The sequence below is a fragment of the Erythrobacter sp. F6033 genome, assembly GCF_023016005.1.
Lineage (GTDB): Bacteria > Pseudomonadota > Alphaproteobacteria > Sphingomonadales > Sphingomonadaceae > Erythrobacter.
In genome coordinates this window covers 42,975-59,456 of record NZ_JALKAZ010000001.1, presented here as the reverse complement: position 1 = coordinate 59,456, position 16,482 = coordinate 42,975, and the positions used below count along the sequence as shown (strand labels likewise).

Here is a 16,482-nt window from a genome sequence, read left to right as displayed (position 1 = left end):
TTGCCGATTTTAGACGTTCGATTGATGTTGGGTCTCCTGCTTCTGACTGTCGGACTGGCTCCGTTGAATGCTCAACCAGCCTCAGCAGAGTTCGACGGCAACCGGGTAGATAGAGCCCTGTCTGCGCTTATAGAGGACGGATCTCTCGTCGGCGTATCGGCTGTCGTTCATATGCGCGGGGAAGAGGTCTATTACGGTAACTTCGGGTTTGCAGATCGAGAGGCTGAGCGGCCCTGGCAACGCGATACCCTAGCCACGCTGTATTCCATGACCAAACCGGTCACAGGGGTGACCCTGATGTCGCTTTACGAGGACGGCCTGTTCGATCTTGACGATCCTCTATCCCAGTATCTTCCAGAGTTTGCAGGGGTGCAGGTCCTTGACGGAGTGCGCGAAGACGGGACCCCTATCCTTGTAGAACCAGTGCGCCCGATAAAGGTCATTGATGTTTTTCGCCACACAGCATGCTTCGGCTATGAATGGGACAGTGCACCGGCGGCTGCTTTCATGGCCAAAGCGGACCTGTTCAACGCATCCAAACCCTTGTCTCAGTTCAGCACCGAGCTGGCTTCGCTCCCATTGTTCTGCCAGCCGGGCAAAGCGTGGAAGTATGGTGTTTCGGTCGATGTCCAAGCTCGGCTTGCTGAGGTCGTCACCGGCCGCCCTTATGAGGAACTGGTAACCGAACGGGTATTGGAGCCGTTAGGAATGACGGAGACCAGTTATTTTGTTTCCAGCGAGAGGAAACTCCGTCTTGCAGCAGGGTACATGCGAGAAGATGACGGAACTATTGTCCGGCAATCCGATGATCGCGTTTATGGCTTTCGTGAGACGAAACCGATCCAGATAAATGGCGGTCATGGGCTGATCTCTACAATCGACGATTACCTGAGGTTTGCACTTATGCTCCAAAACGAGGGCAAGCTAGGAGACGTGCAGATTCTCAAGCCTGAAACGGTGGCGCTGATGGCTCGTGATCATCTGCCAGAAGGCGTGACGGACAGAGATTTTCTGATGACAAAGGGCCAGATGGGTTTTGGTCTCAATTTTGCCGTCAGGACAGGTCCGCCGAACTCCGATGCTGAACCCTTTGGCGTTAAAGGCGAGTTCTTTTGGGACGGTGCCGCAAGCCTATTGTTTTGGGTCGATCCTGCAAACGACATTACGGCGGTATTCTTTACTCAAATGATGCCATTCGATTTGAATGCGCAGGCCAAATTTCGCAGAGCAGTCTATGACGCGGCTGGCTTGATCGAAAAGCCGCGTTGAACGCTGCACGGTTAGGCCTCTTCTTCCACCGCCACTTGCAAGTACTCAGGTAACTGCCGCGCGCTGGCTGAACTCATCGCGCTGCCATTCGCCGCTCTGAATCACTTCGGCCAAATGCCTTGCGGCCTCTGCCATATCTTCGAACCGTAAATAGGCAGGCGCAAAGCCCAGTCGCAGGATATCCGGATCGCGGAAATCGCCGATCACGCCGCGCGCGATGAGCGCTTGGCACAGGGCGTAGGCGTTTTCGTGGCGGACGCTTAGCTGGCTTCCTCGCGCACCACTCTCAGATGGGCTGACCAAATCGAGTTCGAGGCTATGTTCGCCCAAACAATCGAGGAAGAACTCCGACAGCGCGCGCGACTTGGCGTAGAGCCGGTCAACACCGATCTCTGCGATCAGATCAACGCCCACTTCCAGCGCTGTCAGGCCAAGGATTGGCGAGGTGCCGCATTGCAATTGCTCGATGCCCGGCGCGGCTTCGTATTTGTCCGAGAAAGCAAAGGGGCGCGCATGTCCGAACCAGCCGGTAAGCGGCTGCGCGAGGTCGCCATGGTGCCGCTCGGCGACATAGACGAAGGCCGGCGCACCGGGGCCGCCATTCAGATATTTGTATCCGCAGCCGGTGGCGAAATCCGCATTTACACCGTTCAGATCGACCGGCAACGCGCCGGTGCTGTGCGAGAGATCCCATAGGACCAAGGCGCCAGCATCATTCGCTGCTTTCGTCATCGCTGCCATGTCGAACAGATCGCCGGTTTTGTAATGCGCGTGGGTCAGCATCAGCAGCGCGACATCATCGTCCAGCGCTTCCTGAATTTGATCGCGTTCGGCCAGCCGCTGGGTCGCCAATCCCTGACGCTCCAGCCCCTCGATCATATAAATGTCAGTCGGGAAATTACCGGGTTCGGACAGGATCACTTTGCGCCCCGGTCGCATTGCCAGAGCAGCAGAGATGAGTTTGAACAGGTTCACGCTGACCGTGTCGCACGCCATGACCTCGTGCGGCCGCGCCCCTACCAATGGGGCGATTTTGCCGCCAACCCGGCCGCCCATTTCAAACCATTCGGCGTCATTCCAGCTACGGATCAGCCCTTCACCCCACTCTTGCTCGACCACACAAGCCATCGCGGCGGGTGTCGCTTTCGGCAGCGCGCCGAGAGAGTTTCCATCAAGATAGATCACACCCTCGGGCAATGTGAAACGCCCGCGAAATTCGGCCAGCGGATCGCTTGCGTCGAGAGTTTTCGCGCGGTCCACCATCGCATCCGTCATGGCAGTTCCCTCAAAATAGCGCGCACAGGTGAAGCGTCGCCTCCGACAATCGGCAAAGGCAGAGCAATCAGCTCGTACTGGCCCGGCGGCACATCATCGAGGACTAGCCCTTCAAGTATGCGCAGGTCATGTTTGAGAACGGTCTTGTGCGCCAGCATGTCTTTGGAAGATTGCGGGTCAATCGAAGGGCCATCCAGACCAACAAGCTTCACGCCTTGCGCGGCGAGCCAGTCAATAGTTTCGGGCGCAATGGCCGTTGTGCCCTCATCCCAAGTGTCATGCGGAAAGGCATCGAACGTCCGCATCAGAACCCGCGTAACACCACCCAGCTCAGGAAGATCGCTAGGCATAATCAATGAGCCAGAGCCGCGCGCGTCAACAACAAGGCATTCACCCAAATACGGGGCCAGCGCCACCTCGGCGATATCAGGCGCGCTCGGTGAATAATGAAGCGGCGCATCAGCATGCGCTCCGGTATGAGTCGATAGAGTGACAGCCGAAACATTAACCGGAGAGCCCTCCTCCATCTGCCACGTCCGCTCATGCGAAAAAGCGGTATCACCTGGCCAAACCGGCAGGTCAGGGCGCAGTTTTTGAGAAATGTCCCAAACGCGGCTCATATTGCTGTCCGCACGCTAAGCAGTTCAGGGAAGAATGCCTGTTTGAGCACGCCTTCCAGATAGGGAACGCCCGGTGTCCCGCCAGTGCCGCGTTTGAAGCCGATAATCCGCTCAACAGTTTTGAGATGGCCAAAACGCCAGCGTTGGAAATGATATTCAAGGTCGACAAGCTTTTCGGCCAGCTCGTACAAATCCCAATGCTCTTGTGGATCGCGATAGATGGCCGCCCAAGCTTCTTCGACGCTGGGATCATGCTGATACGGAGCCCTTAAGTCGCGCTCTGTCACTTTCTGGTCAATCTCAAAACCGCGCCGCGCAAGTAGGCGGATTGCCGCATCATACAGGCTATCGCGGGTGACTTCATGGCTCAAACGCGCGGCCCAATCGCCGGTTTTTTCATGCAGGTGGATATGCTTTTCATCGCGTCCGCCCAGCATGAATTCCATCATCCGGTATTGCGGCGATTGGAACCCGCTCGACCCGCCCAAATGCGGGCGAATGCGTGAATAATCATGCGGGGTCATTGTGCTGAGCACATCCCAGCTCTGGATCAATTGCTGCTGCGCTCTGGCAACACGGGCAAGCATTTTGAAAGCAGGGCGCAAATCATCGCGTTCGATGCATTCGCGCGCTTCGGTGAGCTCATGTAAGCACAGTTTTAGCCACAGCTCGCTCGCCTGATGAACGACGATAAACAGCATCTCATCATGCGCGCCAGAACTAAGATGCTGAGCATCAAGAATTTTGCCGAGATCGAGATAGCTTGAATAGGTGACTGTGTTGGTCATGCCGCTGCTCTAGCGCTGCAAAGCCTCACCCCACAAGCCAAGAAGGAAACTAGCCCTCAATCACACGCGTCTCAGGGTGATGCTTGTCGAGATGCTTCTTGATAATCCGCAAATTTCGCGTGTTGGAGCGGAAAACAAAGTCAGCCGCGTCACCCACGAGCGGAACAAGACCCAGCACCGTATCGAATGCCACATTTGCGCCCATCCGGGTCAGGTGCCATTTTGACAGGCCCAGATTGCGCGCTTCCCAAACGATGTAGGCACCCAATGCGGTTGTGACAATGTCCCCAATGACTGGCACCAATCCGATGATCGCGTCGAGCCCGATTGGCACGTTGGTGCCAGGAACACGCAGGCTCCGTTCGAGCAGTAACTCCACCGCTTCGACCCGAGCGCGGATTGCAGCAGGGTCGGTGCCCGTAGGCAGTTGTAGACTGAGGGTTTGCGGGCGCTGAGGGCCTTCCATGCGATCTCCTTACGCCTCCTATGTGGTGGGTTGAGACAGCGGGAACAAGGGGTGGAGGCCCCATTGGTTGGCTTGATAAGACCCAATAGCGCCCCGCACCAAGGCCCAACGAACCGGAGCACCAAGCGGAATAAAAACCTCCTGCGCGACCAATTCTGCGTGAGCTTCGGCGAGAAGTTGCTGCTTGGCCGCGAGATCAGATTGCGTCAGAGATTCGCGGACCAATGCGTCCGCCTCGGATGAGCAAAGGCCGATTTCCAACTCGCAGTTGAACTGATTTAAGAACCAACGGGGAGAGGAATATCGTGCCAAACGGTCGCGCAACTCAACGTCGGCTCCGGCACCCGGGGCAACTTTCACAGCATTAACGCCGATCGCAGACCACGCATCATTCAATTGTTCGAACAACAAATCACTGCCCGGGCCAGAAGGCATTCCGACGCGAATTACAGCGTCTTGACCGCTAGAGCTTTCCCACCCTCTGATCCTTGTAGCCGCCATATTCTGACGCTCTTCGATGGACAGGTTCGACCACCGAGATTCCGGATAGGCAGGTGTCGCAAACAAAATAGGGGGAACGATCCAAGTCGTTGGCTGCCAGCCACCAAGCCCGAACGGCTCAATAAGGGCATTGCGATCAAGCGCCATGGACAGCGCCTCACGCCGAGACGGATCGCTTAGCAAGCCGCTGTCATTGCGAATAGCCAGCCCGAACAGGCCCAGCGATGGATCAACCTGAATTGCCCCTCGGGACAAAGGTCCTAGCTGCGCCAAAGGGAAGCTTGAAAGCCTGCCGTTCAGCAGCAAATCGATATCGCCATTTGTGAATGCCTCTACAGCAGCTTCAGCAGGCAATGCTCGCACGGTGAGCGGCCGGGCCAGCTCCTCCCAGTTCTGACGAGCCGGAAAACCGCGCGCTTCTGGTGGCAGAGCGTTTAGCGTGACAATTGGAGCCTCTTCATCGCGCGAAGCAATCATCGGACCTGCTCCGCCGCCGTTCTTGACCAAGCCAAGCTCGGGCTGCGCAAGTAAGCGCAGAAATTCGGGCATCGGGCTGGAAAGGCGCACCTCTACGACACGACCGGTCATGGCTCTAATTTCGACGACTTTTGCCAAGTCCAGATCGAGCGACGTACCCTCAAGCCGCGCGATCGTATCACGCAGCAAAACACGGATATCGCGAGCCGTTATATCTTCGCCATCCGGCCAAGATGAGTTCCGCAATCGGAAAATGTAGCTGCGGCCATCTTCGGTAACGATCCAGCGCTCTGCGAGGGCGGGGACAATCTGTCCGGCGGGATCGAGAGATACGAGCCCCTCGAACGATGCAGCTCTCACATGCTGAGCTGCTGGCGAAAGGCGAACCCCTTGTTGAAAAAGGCTTTCCGGCTCGCCGACAATAGCCACGGCAACGGGGCCGGAGCCATTGGAGGGTCCGCACGCGGCAAGCGCCCAGCACAGCGCAAATAGGACGGAGAATCTCTTCACGCTGCGATGCCTAGCAGCTTGCAGCGTGAAGGTCAGCGCTTCACAGCGCCACAATCAGCAATGTTGAATGTCAGACTTTGCGAAGCGACTGAGGTGTAGGTGTCGGCGGTGCCCGGTGTGCCCACGAATTCTCGCTTTTCGGCTTTGTAAGGGGATCCGCCTCGCTGGCAGGCTTCCTTGCAGACTGCGAATCTATTTCTTCATCGAATGCAATGCCGAAACGATTATCTTGGACCCACGCTACGCTGCCTTCGACTTTGCCGATATTGCGCAGTTCGATCTGCAGGCGATTGCCGCGCTTAACGCGAATATTGCCTTCGCCCATCATGCCGCCATCAGAGAGATTACGCACGCGCACTTTGTGCACTTCATCATCCTGCTCCACACGGATGCTGGCGAGCAGAAATAGACTGTCACGGCTCACCGTCCTTGTTTCAACAGCTGACATATTCGGGTCGCCTCCTTGGCGCTTCAAAGTTAATCCACCTGCGGCTTACGCGCCCTGAATTGCAAAGGGACTACGTGCACCGCGTGCATGTTGGCTATGATTTTGAGGTAAATGCTTCGTAAAATTTGTACGCGGCGGACACAGAGAAGCTATGTGCGTCCCAATCTGAGACGAACCGGGGTCGTAGGTAAAACGGTTCGCGGTCTATTCCGAGCGCATCTGCAGAGGGATGTTCCCTCAGTTCTGCTAAGTGTCGCGGGAGACTTTCTCGCGCCGCTCATGCGCTTCTTGCGCTTCGACTGTCATCGTTGCGACCGGACGCGCCATCAAGCGTTTCAGGCCGATCGGATCGCCAGTTACTTCGCAGTACCCGTATTCACCGTCATCGATCCGGTGAAGAGCAGATTCAATCTTGGAAACGAGTTTGCGCTGACGATCACGCGTGCGCAGCTCAATGCCCCAATCGGTTTCACTGGAGGCGCGATCATTGAGGTCAGCCTCTCGGATCGGTCCGTCCGCGAGCGATTGCAGCGTTTGGTCAGCCGCATCCCGGATCGAAAGTTTCCATTCGATCAAGAGCATCCGAAAATACGCTTTGTGCTTTTCGCACATATAGTCTTCTTTCTCGCTCGGCGTATAATCCGCCGCGAACATCGACTTCGCATTTTCCAAAACTTCAGTTTCTTTAGACACCGCCGTGGCCATGTGATCCTCTTATCCCAATCACTTCCCGCGAGACTGTCCCATCAAAACGCCTGAATTTCTTCAGAGCATCTCTTACCCCAGCAACTCGTTGCTTGGCGCGCCTATAGGCAACGCGACCTTACGGCACAAGTCGCTTTGAAAAGAGAATGTCTGCAATCGGTGGATTGGAGTTTTCGCCGCATCCTGCCTGAGTGGGTAAGCCACGATTATGTAAAAGCTTTAAGCGCGTTAACCATTTGTTGACCATGTTCCGCGACTTCTGTGTTTGCCCGATCCGCGAGGGGGTGGATCGAAACAGTAACGGGGAATTAGAAAATGAAACTGACACCGCTTAACGGGGGCGAGTTTGAAACAGCCCATAGCGCCGAAGTCGATATGGTTGTTGCAAAGTGTCTTGCTGCTGCGTCGAACGGAGACAACGCTGCACTGTTTGACTTGGGCGTTGCATTTTCCACTGGTAGCAATGGCGTGACCTGCGATCTGGTCGAAGCGCACAAATGGTTCAATATCGCCGCATCGCGCGGTCATGAAGAAGCTGGCTGGTGCCGTGCAGATGTGTCCGATGAAATGACCGCCCGCGAAATCGCCGAAGCTCAACGTCGCGCTCGCCAATGGCTTAGCGAAGAGCGCCGCAAAGCAGCCTAATTCTTGGTTTTAAAGGGCGTTCGATCGTCCAGATAAAGCTGATCGGTCGCGATACCTTCGCGCTCTCGCTCGAGAAAGCCCGATACCGCTGCTCGGAAACCGGGATCGGCTAGCCAATGGGCTGAATGCGTCTGCACTGGCTCATATCCGCGGGCCAGTTTATGCCCGCCTTGCGCACCCGCCTCGACGCGCGGCAGGCCCAATTCAATGGCGATATCGATCGCCTGATAATAGCACAGTTCGAAGTGCAAAAATCGCACATCCTGCGTGCATCCCCAGTACCGTCCGTACAGCGCCTCTGACCCGATAAAATTCAGAGCACCAGCAATCGGTGTGTCCCCGTCAAACGCGAGGATCAGGATCATTTGATCGCCCATTCGCTCGCCAAGCAGAGTAAAGGCTTCACGCGTTAGGTAAGGCGTGCCCCATTTGCGCGCGCCAGTGTCCTGATAGAATATCCAGAAGGCGTCCCAATGCTCCGGCTTGATATCGCCGCCTTGCAAGCGTTCGATCCGCAAACCCTCGACCGCTTTGGCCCGTTCCTTACGCAAATCCTTGCGTTTGCGCGATGTCAGCGCGCCGAGGAAACCATCAAAGCTGTCATAGTCACGATTGAGCCAGTGGAACTGGATATCGTTGCGGATCAGCCAATCGCCCGCTTCGAAGAGCTGCACCTGAGCGGGATCAATGAAAGTCGCGTGAGCCGATGAAAGGTTGTTCTGGAGGCAGACTGCCTCCGCACCTTTCAACAGATGCGGCGCGAGCGCATCGTCCGATAGCAAGAGGCGCGGGCCGCTGGCAGGCGTAAACGGTGCGGCAATCTGGAGCTTTGGATAATATTGACCACCAGCGCGGTGCAGTGCATCGGCCCATGAATGGTCGAACACATATTCACCTTGGCTGTGCCCCTTCGCATAACTTGGCATGGCGGCGAGTAGCTGGCCCGCATCATCCGTGATCACAATCGGCACGGGGTCCCAGCCGGTCCCCTCGCCCACGCTTCCGGAGTCCTCCATTGCAGTCAGGAATTCATGGCTCACGAACGGATTGCCCGTCTTATCCAGCGCGTTCCATTCCTCACGTCCAAACGAGCCAACAGATGGCGCGAGACGGACGGTGAGTTCGCTGTTGGGAGGATCGGTGTCGCTCACGGCAAGCCGGCACCTTCGCTCACCAACGCATCGACATGTAACAAGCCCCGCTGACGCGTTTCCGGAGAATTCACGGTCCAGCTCAAGATTGGCAACCCGTCGGCGCGAAGACCTTCGACCCAGTCATTTGGCAGCGCTGCGATGTGATAGGCGAGGAAATCAGGCTGAGCATACTCAAACGCCTCCCACCGTTCCGCAGCGGTCTGGGTGTAACCATGCTCATCCTCGCGCATCACCAAGCCGCAGCACGTATCAGGGGAATGCTCTCGCACCCAAGCAGCAGCTCGCGGATCGAAGCTCATTATCGCCACATCGCCCGAATATGAGGCGAGATCTTGAGCCACAATTTCGCAGCTACGCTCGACACCATACCCGGGCTTTGACTTGATCTCGATCAGCAGCGGCGCACATCCTTCAATCAGACTGAGCAATTCGCGCAAGGTCGCCGGGCGCTGGTCGCTACCGGAGTACTGCAACTGATGAAGCTCCTCAGCGCTCAAAGCGCCCGTCGCACCCGCCGCGCCGGTCAATCGCTCGACATCCCAATCGTGGAACACCATTGCGACATCATCAGCGCTGCGTTGAATATCGCACTCAATGCCCATGCCTGCCGCAATAGCGGCTTCAGCGGCGGCTAGAGAGTTCTCGGGCACGCCCTTCCCATGCAAACCGCGATGAGCATACTCCCATTTCGTCAGCCAGCCAAGGATGCGGCAATCCTCACTTCAGATACGGCGATGACTGCATCGACTTCGACAGCAGCGCCGAGCGGTAAGACTGGCACGCCGACAGCTGCGCGCGAATGACGCCCTTTTTCGCCAAACACTTCGAACATCAAATCCGAAGCACCATTGGCGACTTTAGGTTGGTCGGTGAAATCGGCTGTCGAACTGACAAAGGCGCCTAGCTTGACGACCCGTTCGACCCTCTCCAGCAAGCCTGCTGCCTTCAGTTGAGCTAGGATCATGAGCCCGCATGCGCGCGCTGCGGCCATTCCGCCATCAAGATCAACATCTTCGCCCAAACGGCCCGTTGCCAGCTCGCCATCGATGAAAGGTAACTGGCCCGAAACATGGGCAAATCCGCTATGCACCACCACCGGCTGATAACTCGCAACAGGAGCAGCAGCCTCTGGCAAAGTGATGCCGAGTTCAGCCAAACACGATTCAATACTCATGCGGGTGTCTCCTCCAATTTGTTCATCAACCAAGGCAAGGCCTGCGACCACACGTCGATCCGCGCATCAGCGTGACCCGCTTTGTGAGCGCAATCTATAGCGCCCGCGACCAATGGCTCCCCGCACATATGCAGACGGACCACATCAGGCGTGATCTCGGAAACCGAATGGTGGTGCTGCGGCAGATCGTCGATAAAGAACGCACGGCTTGGCGCGAGCTCTTCGACAATTTTTTGCAAGGCCGGGCCTTTGGGCCCCTGATTGGTGTAAACGGGCGCTTGAATGCCGTGATCAGCAAGCTGCTCGGCGCGCATATCGCGGCGTTTATCGACCAGGTTGGTCAAGATCACAATGTCAGCATGTTCGGCCAGAGCGTTGATCGATTCCACAGCGCCTGCAATTGGCGTCTGCCTGCTCATCTCTGTGTCGAAAAATCCACCCAGCATCCGCCAGACTTCGTTCGCTTCGAGCAGAGTGCCGCTTTTCTGCCAACGCAAAGCCTCACCGAAATTGGCGCCATCTAGGTTGAAATTGATACCCTGACTTTCTTCAAGCCATTCTTTGAACGGTACGACCATGTGCAACAGCACTTCGTCACAATCGGAGATAATTAGCGGGCGGCTCATCGGGATAGCTCCTGGCGGGCGGCGATCAGTTCTTCCGGTGTTACAGCCAATGCTTCGGCAGCGCGGATCAGATCGGGTTCGTGGTTGGCAAGAAAATCGAGTGGTGCGGCCAAGATAGACGGATCGTCCAAACCGGCGCGCAGGGCGTCAGGGGTCAAACCCGTCAGGCTCAAGAAACGTTCCGCACGATCATCATTCTCCAACACCCAGCCAAGAACGGCCAGCGCAAGAGTGCTTGCTGACAATGAAGTAGGTTCGGGCAAAGACTCGTCCATATGCGGGATTGTGAAGGCCTCTTGGTCGGGGTAAGCGAAGGTAACTTAACGGATCGGGGCGAGCAGTGGCAAAGCGAATAATGGTTGTCGAGGACAATGACCTCAACCGGAAATTGTTTTGTGACGTTTTAAAAGCCAATGGCTTTGACGTTGAGCCCGTTGCCGATGGTGAGAGTGTGCTTGAAACAGCTCGCGCTGTAACGCCGGATCTGATCATTATGGATATCCAATTGCCAGGGATTTCTGGTGTCGATCTCATCGAAGCCGCGCAGCAAGACATGCTGCTCGCGCAGATTCCGGTGCTTGCCGTGACAGCTTTCGCCGCCAAGGGTGACGAGGAACGAATTCGAAAGGCAGGCGCTTCGGGCTATTTGTCCAAGCCCGTATCGATCATGCCGTTTATGAATGCCGTGAAAGAGCTCTTGCCCGCTTAGTTTAAGGAAGCGGCATACTCTCCGGCATACACAATCATCGTTATGAACAGGCCGCTTAAGAATATCCGATAGGCATAGGCCAGGTAACGGTATTTCTTACCGTAGAGCACCTGCCCATTCTGGTAGATGTCGCGCAGCATCGCCCTGTAAACCGTTTCGTCTCGCTCGAATTCGGTGAGCAGCTTCCGTTTCCATTCCTCTTCATCCATCCCCGTAAAATGCCCGAAGAACAGGATGTTGAAACTCTCATCCTTCGGATCAATGCGGCCCGTCGTCGGAAGGACTGACAGCACAGCGAACAAAGAGGAAATGAACGCAGTAAGCGCGAGACAGACTGTCGCCAAAGTTATCTCGCTGCCCAGCAGGCGCGTCACCGAAAGCGAAAATACGACAAAAGTCGCACCGATCAGGATGTTGGCTTTTTGATCGGCCATTTGCGACAGAGTGAGCGTGTTGAGCTGTGCGGTCCGCGCGAGATGGATGGCATTAGCCGAAAATTGCCTCGGCACAATTTTCTCGTCGGAAATCCGCTCTGATCCATCGCTCTCGTCTTGAGCCATGTCAATTTACCCCCAAATCAAGCCCGCAGACTTGATGTGCCAGCCGCACGAAAACTTGACAAGCCGCATCCACAGCCGCTTTGCAGCCGTATTCAAGTGGCATACCATTCCCGCAAGCAGGAAAAACGAAAGCACCCGTTTCACTATGACCGAAGCAGAAGTCGACACACGCATCCGCGCTTTGATCGAGCCGTTCAATAAGAAAGGCGTCGATATTGCCGAAGGCACAACCTTCGCAAATGACCTCGAATTTGACAGCCTCACTGTGATGGATTTCGTCGCCGAGATTGAAGACGAGTTTGATATTATCATCAGCATGAACCAGCAGGCCGAGATTGAAAATTACGGTCAGCTCGTCGCAGCAGTGCACAAACTGCAGGATAGCTGATAAAGGCTCTGCGCATGACTGATAACGTGACCACGGATACAGCGCCCAAAGGCGATCTGTTCTCGAAATTCGACGACATCATTCAAACCCGCGAGACGCTTCTCGCGAGCGGTGTTGAAGACCCATACAATCTGGTGATGGAAAAGGTCCTGTCGCCGACCCGTGCGATTTGCAACGGGCGTGATACGGTGCTCCTCGGCACGTATAATTACATGGGCATGACCTTTGATCCGGATGTTCTGGATGCGGGTAAGCAAGCGCTGGCCGATTATGGGTCCGGCACCACCGGCAGCCGCGTATTGAATGGCACATTCCAGGGGCACAAAGAGTGCGAAGACGCACTTAAAGAGTTTTACGGGATGGACCATGCCATGGTCTTCTCAACCGGTTACCAAGCCAATCTCGGGATCATCTCGACAATAGCTGGCAAGGGCGATTACGTGATCCTCGACATCGATAGTCACGCGTCGATTTATGATGGCTGTGCGATGGGCAATGCTGAAATCGTCCCTTTCCGCCACAACGATGTCGAAGCGCTCGAGAAGCGTCTCCGCCGTATTCCTGAAGATGCTGGCAAACTCGTTATTCTGGAAGGCGTTTACTCGATGATGGGTGACGTCGCTCCGCTTAAAGAGATGGTCGCCATCTCTAAAAAGTACGGTGCAATGGTGCTGGTCGACGAAGCGCATTCCATGGGCTTTATCGGCGAGAATGGTCGCGGCGTCGCCGAAGAGCAAGGCGTCATGGACGACTGCGATTTCATCATCGGTACATTCTCAAAGAGCGTCGGGACGGTCGGCGGTTTCTGCGTGTCCAACCACCCGAAATTCGACATCATGCGTCTCGTCTGCCGCCCGTATGTCTTCACCGCCAGCCTCCCGCCGAGTGTTGTGGCGACTTCAGCCACGTCGATCCGTAAGCTAATGCACGGATCAAACAAACGCGCGCATTTGTGGGAGAACTCAAAAACGCTGCACAAAGGTCTCTTGGACCTCGGTTTCGAGCTTGGCACGCAAGAACCGCAAAGCGCGATTATCGCGGTGATCATGCCAGACCTTCAGCAGGGTGCGATGATGTGGGAAGCGCTGCTGAAAGAGGGTCTCTACGTCAACCTTGCGCGGCCACCGGCAACTCCGGCGGGCATGACGCTGCTGCGCTGCTCGCTTTGCGCTGAACATTCAGCCGAAGAAGTGCAGATGATCCTCGATATGTTTGAGCGTGCGGGAAAGGCAGTGGGAATTATTGGCTCCTAATTTCAATGGTTTGTTGAAATTAATTTGCATTCCCCTAGTCTCCTCAATGAAATGGGGACATTCAACACAATGCATGCTGTATTAACTTCTAGAGTGGCGCTGGGCGCTTACGTGTGCGTTGCCGCTCTTGCGCTGACATCTTGTGGCGGCGGTGGCGGTTCAACAGCGCCGTCACCGACACCAGTACAAACCGCTCCTACACTGACATCAAGCACGTCGGTTAGCGTTGCCGAAAATACTGCAGAGCCTTTCTACACAGCCACCGCAACCGATCCTCAGGGCGGCACAGTGGCAATCGAGATATTCTCCGGGCCCGATGCTGATAAGTTCGTGATGGAGGCTGGCAGCAATATCCGCTTCAACACGAGTCCGAATTTCGATCTGCCGACCGATGCAAATGGCGACAACATTTACGAAATGAACCTTCGTCTTACGGCAGGAGGCGGATCACGGACCTTTGGAATCCGTATTGACGTTACCAACGAACGCGAAGGCATTGTCGTAAAGCGCGTTGCGACTGGTTTCCAAGATCCGGTAGCGATTGCGCAAATTGGCGGGCAGCCGACTTTGTTGATAGCCGAGGCATCAGGCCGCGTTTTGAGATTTGACCAGATTGATAACTCAATCGTCGAAGATACATTTATTCGCGATTTTCGGTTGCCAGGTGAAATCCTAGCAATTGGGTTTGCTTTTCCAAACGGCCCCAATCAGAGGGGCGTTTACATGGTGACGCATAGTCCGACAGAGGGGCTATTGTTGCAAGCCTTCGATCCGGACCGAAACGCCTTCAATTGGACAAAGCTGGCAGAACCATGGTCCGCGCCAACGACCGTTTCATTTATTAATCAGCGCGAACCCCTAATCGCCGTAGGCTCCCCGTCAGAATCTGATGCGCAGGATGGTTCGACCGCCTATGGCAAGCTGATTCAGCTCAGAAATTTCAACCCGTACGCAGTTGCAAGCGTTCCTGGTCCTTCGGATATGATTTTGCTTCCAGAGATTATTGGAGATGGCATCCAGCGGCCTGGAGGTTTTTCGTCGGCGGCTGATTTTTCCTATTTGGTTGATCAGGGTTCAAGCGTTGAGCACGAGCTAACAATCCTGCGTCCAGAGTGGCGTCCTCTCGACTTTGGATGGCCGTTTTATGAAGGCGGTGAGGTAGTCAGAACTGACCCTCCTGCAGCTGTAAATGGGCCAAGCCTTGTTTACCGCGTCGGAGATGGAAGAAAGGAAGGCCAAGGTATTATCGCTGGGCAGCTGTTCCGCAGTGATTTTGATCCCGCGTTTGGCGATGCTTATGTCTTCTTCGATGTGAACGGATCCATATTCTCAATCCCGACAGCGACGTTGAACAATGGATTCCGCAATTCATCCGATGTGTTTGAGGACAAAACCAATGATTTTGTGCCTGATGCAGGGCAGATTGATACAATTGTCGGCTATGGCGCAGGTATCGCCTCGACCTTCTTTTACCTGCTTGATGGAGATGGCGAGCTGTTTGAGATATCGCAGGAAGCGCTCTAACGGCCGATGAAACTCAAGCCTTTGACCTTGAGCCTAACTTCCGCGAACCTCTGTAACAGAATCACAAACATTGTCCGAGGCTGCTTCATCATCCCCGCCAGCGAGCTGGGTGAAAGCTACAAATCCGCCGACCACTAGCACGACGAATGCGGTTGTGACCCAGCCGAGATATTTGTCGATTATGGCTTTGATCGGCGCGCCGAACAGCTGGAAGAGGATCCCCACGACCATAAAGATCAGAGCACGCCCAGCGATGGCGGCCAGCGTGAAGGTCAGCAAGTTCATTTCGATGAAGCCTGCCGTGATCGTCATCAATTTGAACGGTACGGGTGTGCCAGCGGCGAAAAACACGGCAAGCGCGCCTTGCTCACGGATATAACAAGCCGCGACCGGGAAGCTCTCTGTCAGGCCCAATACGCCGATGATCCACGCACCCACAGCTTCGTAAAGAAAGTACCCAATCCCGTATCCGAACAAGCCGCCCGCGACCGAAGCTGTTGTAGCCACCGCTGCAAATCGGAGCGCCTTTTTCGGTTCTGCCAAACACATAAGGCCAAGAAGCGGGTGCGGCGGGATCGGGAAGAAGCTAGATTCTATGAAAGAGAAAAAGGCCAGCCACCATACCGCCTTGGGATGCGCGGCCTTGTCCATCGTCCAATCGTAAAGCGCGCGCAACCAAGCCAATGTAAAAGTTCCTATCCGGTGTTAAGTAGACGGATTAGGCGAGCCACCACATGGGAGCAAGCACGAAATAATTAACCTATTTGGCACTTTATGATTGACATTGTCACGCTCTCTGGTTAGAGAAGGGCATAGTCAAAAAATAGCGATTCGCCAGCAGGCAGCCTCCCGGTCCGGGGTGCTGCCTTTTTTCGTTCTTGGTCCGGAGATTGCTTATGGCCGCCAAGGGAAGGCAGCGTACAAAGATCAAAAAACAGCTCAAAGAAGGTGAAAGTGCGAAGTTAAACCGTCACTGGCGCGGCCTGTTCCTCGATTATCTGGCGGAAAGTTCGAACGTTTCCGAGTCAGCGAGCAAAGCGGGCATCAATCCCAGCCGCGCCTACAAAGTTCGCCGTGAAGAGCCCGAATTCGCCCGTCAGTGGCTCGCCGCTCTGTGGGAAGGATATGTGCATTTGGAAATGGAGGTGTTGCGCCGGCTTAGGGAAGGCGACCAACAAACCGACGATTCCGACAAATACGATTTCGCCAATGCAATCCGTTTGTTGAACGTACACAGGGAAAGCGCAGTTCGCGCTCAGGCCGATCAACGCAATGTCAGCGCGGCAGAGATCCGCGCCTCGATTGACCGGAAAGTCGAAGCCATCAGGCAGAAGGTCAAAGAAGAAAAAGACCGCGCAGGCCAATCGAAGTGACACCAGGATTGGATTGG

General features: G+C 55.4%; 21 protein-coding genes. 7 read left to right on the top strand and 14 right to left on the bottom strand.

The window, feature by feature from the left end; translation table 11 throughout:
- Complete coding sequence (locus MWU39_RS00330) at positions 1 to 1,269, top strand: serine hydrolase domain-containing protein (RefSeq protein ID WP_247157990.1); 1,269 nt, start codon at positions 1 to 3, stop codon at positions 1,267 to 1,269.
- Between the two features lie 45 nt (positions 1,270 to 1,314).
- On the opposite strand, the gene kynU is transcribed toward MWU39_RS00330, so the two are convergent.
- The 7 genes from kynU to dksA all read right to left on the bottom strand — a co-directional run bounded on the left by kynU (position 1,315) and on the right by dksA (position 7,059).
- Positions 1,315 to 2,532 (bottom strand): kynureninase, encoded by a 1,218-nt coding sequence (kynU, locus tag MWU39_RS00325; protein ID WP_247160268.1) that lies wholly within the window; start codon positions 2,530 to 2,532, stop codon positions 1,315 to 1,317.
- An 8-nt stretch (positions 2,533 to 2,540) separates the two neighbouring features.
- Positions 2,541 to 3,164 (bottom strand): arylformamidase, encoded by a 624-nt coding sequence (kynB, locus tag MWU39_RS00320; RefSeq protein WP_247157989.1) that lies wholly within the window; start codon positions 3,162 to 3,164, stop codon positions 2,541 to 2,543.
- The gene (locus tag MWU39_RS00315) at positions 3,161 to 3,952 is read right to left on the bottom strand and encodes a tryptophan 2,3-dioxygenase family protein (RefSeq protein WP_247157988.1); all 792 of its coding nucleotides are present in this window, start codon (positions 3,950 to 3,952) and stop codon (positions 3,161 to 3,163) included. Before MWU39_RS00315 ends, kynB begins: the two co-directional genes overlap by 4 nt.
- 49 nt (positions 3,953 to 4,001) lie before the next feature.
- Positions 4,002 to 4,418: a DUF4112 domain-containing protein gene (locus tag MWU39_RS00310; protein ID WP_247157987.1), complete on the bottom strand. Its 417-nt coding sequence runs from the start codon at positions 4,416 to 4,418 to the stop codon at positions 4,002 to 4,004.
- Between the two features lie 18 nt (positions 4,419 to 4,436).
- Positions 4,437 to 5,906 carry an ABC transporter substrate-binding protein gene (locus MWU39_RS00305; protein WP_247157986.1) on the bottom strand — a complete coding sequence of 490 codons (1,470 nt, stop codon included), beginning with the start codon at positions 5,904 to 5,906 and terminating at the stop codon, positions 4,437 to 4,439.
- Between the two features lie 70 nt (positions 5,907 to 5,976).
- Entirely contained in the window at positions 5,977 to 6,354 is a 378-nt protein-coding gene (locus MWU39_RS00300) for a PilZ domain-containing protein (RefSeq protein WP_247157985.1), read from the bottom strand.
- A gap of 246 nt (positions 6,355 to 6,600) precedes the next feature.
- Positions 6,601 to 7,059 carry an RNA polymerase-binding protein DksA gene (gene dksA, locus MWU39_RS00295; protein ID WP_247157984.1) on the bottom strand — a complete coding sequence of 153 codons (459 nt, stop codon included), beginning with the start codon at positions 7,057 to 7,059 and terminating at the stop codon, positions 6,601 to 6,603.
- A 315-nt stretch (positions 7,060 to 7,374) separates the two neighbouring features.
- Here dksA and MWU39_RS00290 point away from each other — a divergent pair, with 315 nt between their 5' ends.
- Entirely contained in the window at positions 7,375 to 7,704 is a 330-nt protein-coding gene (locus MWU39_RS00290) for a hypothetical protein (RefSeq protein WP_247157983.1), read from the top strand.
- Here the strand turns inward: MWU39_RS00290 and MWU39_RS00285 are convergent.
- Genes MWU39_RS00285 through MWU39_RS00265 form a run of 5 tightly spaced genes read right to left on the bottom strand, consistent with a single transcriptional unit; the run spans position 7,701 to position 10,933 of the window.
- Positions 7,701 to 8,855 (bottom strand): GNAT family N-acetyltransferase, encoded by a 1,155-nt coding sequence (locus tag MWU39_RS00285; RefSeq protein WP_247157982.1) that lies wholly within the window; start codon positions 8,853 to 8,855, stop codon positions 7,701 to 7,703. The two genes, MWU39_RS00290 and MWU39_RS00285, sit on opposite strands and share 4 nt — an antisense overlap.
- Positions 8,852 to 9,523 (bottom strand): glycerophosphodiester phosphodiesterase family protein, encoded by a 672-nt coding sequence (locus MWU39_RS00280; RefSeq protein ID WP_281501039.1) that lies wholly within the window; start codon positions 9,521 to 9,523, stop codon positions 8,852 to 8,854. Before MWU39_RS00280 ends, MWU39_RS00285 begins: the two co-directional genes overlap by 4 nt.
- Before the next feature lie 26 nt (positions 9,524 to 9,549).
- Entirely contained in the window at positions 9,550 to 10,032 is a 483-nt protein-coding gene (locus MWU39_RS00275; RefSeq protein ID WP_247157980.1) for a RidA family protein, read from the bottom strand.
- Positions 10,029 to 10,658 (bottom strand): HAD family hydrolase, encoded by a 630-nt coding sequence (locus tag MWU39_RS00270; protein WP_247157979.1) that lies wholly within the window; start codon positions 10,656 to 10,658, stop codon positions 10,029 to 10,031. Before MWU39_RS00270 ends, MWU39_RS00275 begins: the two co-directional genes overlap by 4 nt.
- Complete coding sequence (locus MWU39_RS00265; protein ID WP_247157978.1) at positions 10,655 to 10,933, bottom strand: DUF3572 domain-containing protein; 279 nt, start codon at positions 10,931 to 10,933, stop codon at positions 10,655 to 10,657. Before MWU39_RS00265 ends, MWU39_RS00270 begins: the two co-directional genes overlap by 4 nt.
- Positions 10,934 to 10,998: 65 nt before the next feature.
- Between MWU39_RS00265 and MWU39_RS00260 the strand changes: the two genes are divergently transcribed.
- Positions 10,999 to 11,367, top strand: a complete 369-nt coding sequence (locus tag MWU39_RS00260; RefSeq protein WP_247157977.1) for a response regulator — start codon at positions 10,999 to 11,001, stop codon at positions 11,365 to 11,367.
- Here MWU39_RS00260 and MWU39_RS00255 read toward each other — a convergent pair.
- Positions 11,364 to 11,927 (bottom strand): Pycsar system effector family protein, encoded by a 564-nt coding sequence (locus MWU39_RS00255; protein ID WP_247157976.1) that lies wholly within the window; start codon positions 11,925 to 11,927, stop codon positions 11,364 to 11,366. The two genes, MWU39_RS00260 and MWU39_RS00255, sit on opposite strands and share 4 nt — an antisense overlap.
- A 145-nt stretch (positions 11,928 to 12,072) precedes the next feature.
- Here MWU39_RS00255 and MWU39_RS00250 point away from each other — a divergent pair, with 145 nt between their 5' ends.
- From MWU39_RS00250 to MWU39_RS00240, 3 genes are read left to right on the top strand one after another with little or no spacing between them, the layout of a single operon-like run.
- Entirely contained in the window at positions 12,073 to 12,315 is a 243-nt protein-coding gene (locus MWU39_RS00250) for an acyl carrier protein (RefSeq protein ID WP_247157975.1), read from the top strand.
- 14 nt (positions 12,316 to 12,329) lie between these two features.
- Positions 12,330 to 13,568 carry an aminotransferase class I/II-fold pyridoxal phosphate-dependent enzyme gene (locus MWU39_RS00245; protein WP_247157974.1) on the top strand — a complete coding sequence of 413 codons (1,239 nt, stop codon included), beginning with the start codon at positions 12,330 to 12,332 and terminating at the stop codon, positions 13,566 to 13,568.
- Positions 13,569 to 13,619: 51 nt separating this feature from the next.
- On the top strand, positions 13,620 to 15,092 hold the full coding sequence (locus tag MWU39_RS00240) for a hypothetical protein (protein ID WP_247157973.1): 1,473 nt from the start codon (positions 13,620 to 13,622) through the stop codon (positions 15,090 to 15,092).
- Positions 15,093 to 15,125: 33 nt separating this feature from the next.
- Here the strand turns inward: MWU39_RS00240 and MWU39_RS00235 are convergent, their stop codons facing one another.
- Positions 15,126 to 15,743: a DedA family protein gene (locus MWU39_RS00235; protein WP_247160267.1), complete on the bottom strand. Its 618-nt coding sequence runs from the start codon at positions 15,741 to 15,743 to the stop codon at positions 15,126 to 15,128.
- A gap of 245 nt (positions 15,744 to 15,988) precedes the next feature.
- Between MWU39_RS00235 and MWU39_RS00230 the strand changes: the two genes are divergently transcribed.
- Positions 15,989 to 16,465, top strand: a complete 477-nt coding sequence (locus tag MWU39_RS00230) for a hypothetical protein (RefSeq protein WP_247157972.1) — start codon at positions 15,989 to 15,991, stop codon at positions 16,463 to 16,465.
- Positions 16,466 to 16,482: the final 17 nt, after the last annotated feature.

Excerpts from the sequence above, each read along its gene's own strand:
- MWU39_RS00310 (WP_247157987.1), bottom strand. The coding sequence starts at position 4,418 with ATGGAAGGCCCTCAGCGCCCGCAAACCCTCAGTCTACAACTGCCTACG.
- MWU39_RS00270 (WP_247157979.1), bottom strand. The coding sequence starts at position 10,658 with ATGAGCCGCCCGCTAATTATCTCCGATTGTGACGAAGTGCTGTTGCAC.
- MWU39_RS00265 (WP_247157978.1), bottom strand. The coding sequence starts at position 10,933 with ATGGACGAGTCTTTGCCCGAACCTACTTCATTGTCAGCAAGCACTCTT.
- MWU39_RS00315 (WP_247157988.1), bottom strand. The coding sequence starts at position 3,952 with ATGACCAACACAGTCACCTATTCAAGCTATCTCGATCTCGGCAAAATT.
- MWU39_RS00290 (WP_247157983.1), top strand. The coding sequence starts at position 7,375 with ATGAAACTGACACCGCTTAACGGGGGCGAGTTTGAAACAGCCCATAGC.
- MWU39_RS00245 (WP_247157974.1), top strand. The coding sequence starts at position 12,330 with ATGACTGATAACGTGACCACGGATACAGCGCCCAAAGGCGATCTGTTC.
- MWU39_RS00230 (WP_247157972.1), top strand. The coding sequence starts at position 15,989 with ATGGCCGCCAAGGGAAGGCAGCGTACAAAGATCAAAAAACAGCTCAAA.
- MWU39_RS00250 (WP_247157975.1), top strand. The coding sequence starts at position 12,073 with ATGACCGAAGCAGAAGTCGACACACGCATCCGCGCTTTGATCGAGCCG.
- MWU39_RS00240 (WP_247157973.1), top strand. The coding sequence starts at position 13,620 with ATGGGGACATTCAACACAATGCATGCTGTATTAACTTCTAGAGTGGCG.
- kynB (WP_247157989.1), bottom strand. The coding sequence starts at position 3,164 with ATGAGCCGCGTTTGGGACATTTCTCAAAAACTGCGCCCTGACCTGCCG.
- MWU39_RS00275 (WP_247157980.1), bottom strand. The coding sequence starts at position 10,032 with ATGAGTATTGAATCGTGTTTGGCTGAACTCGGCATCACTTTGCCAGAG.
- dksA (WP_247157984.1), bottom strand. The coding sequence starts at position 7,059 with ATGGCCACGGCGGTGTCTAAAGAAACTGAAGTTTTGGAAAATGCGAAG.
- MWU39_RS00255 (WP_247157976.1), bottom strand. The coding sequence starts at position 11,927 with ATGGCTCAAGACGAGAGCGATGGATCAGAGCGGATTTCCGACGAGAAA.
- MWU39_RS00235 (WP_247160267.1), bottom strand. The coding sequence starts at position 15,743 with ATGGACAAGGCCGCGCATCCCAAGGCGGTATGGTGGCTGGCCTTTTTC.
- kynU (WP_247160268.1), bottom strand. The coding sequence starts at position 2,532 with ATGGTGGACCGCGCGAAAACTCTCGACGCAAGCGATCCGCTGGCCGAA.
- MWU39_RS00300 (WP_247157985.1), bottom strand. The coding sequence starts at position 6,354 with ATGTCAGCTGTTGAAACAAGGACGGTGAGCCGTGACAGTCTATTTCTG.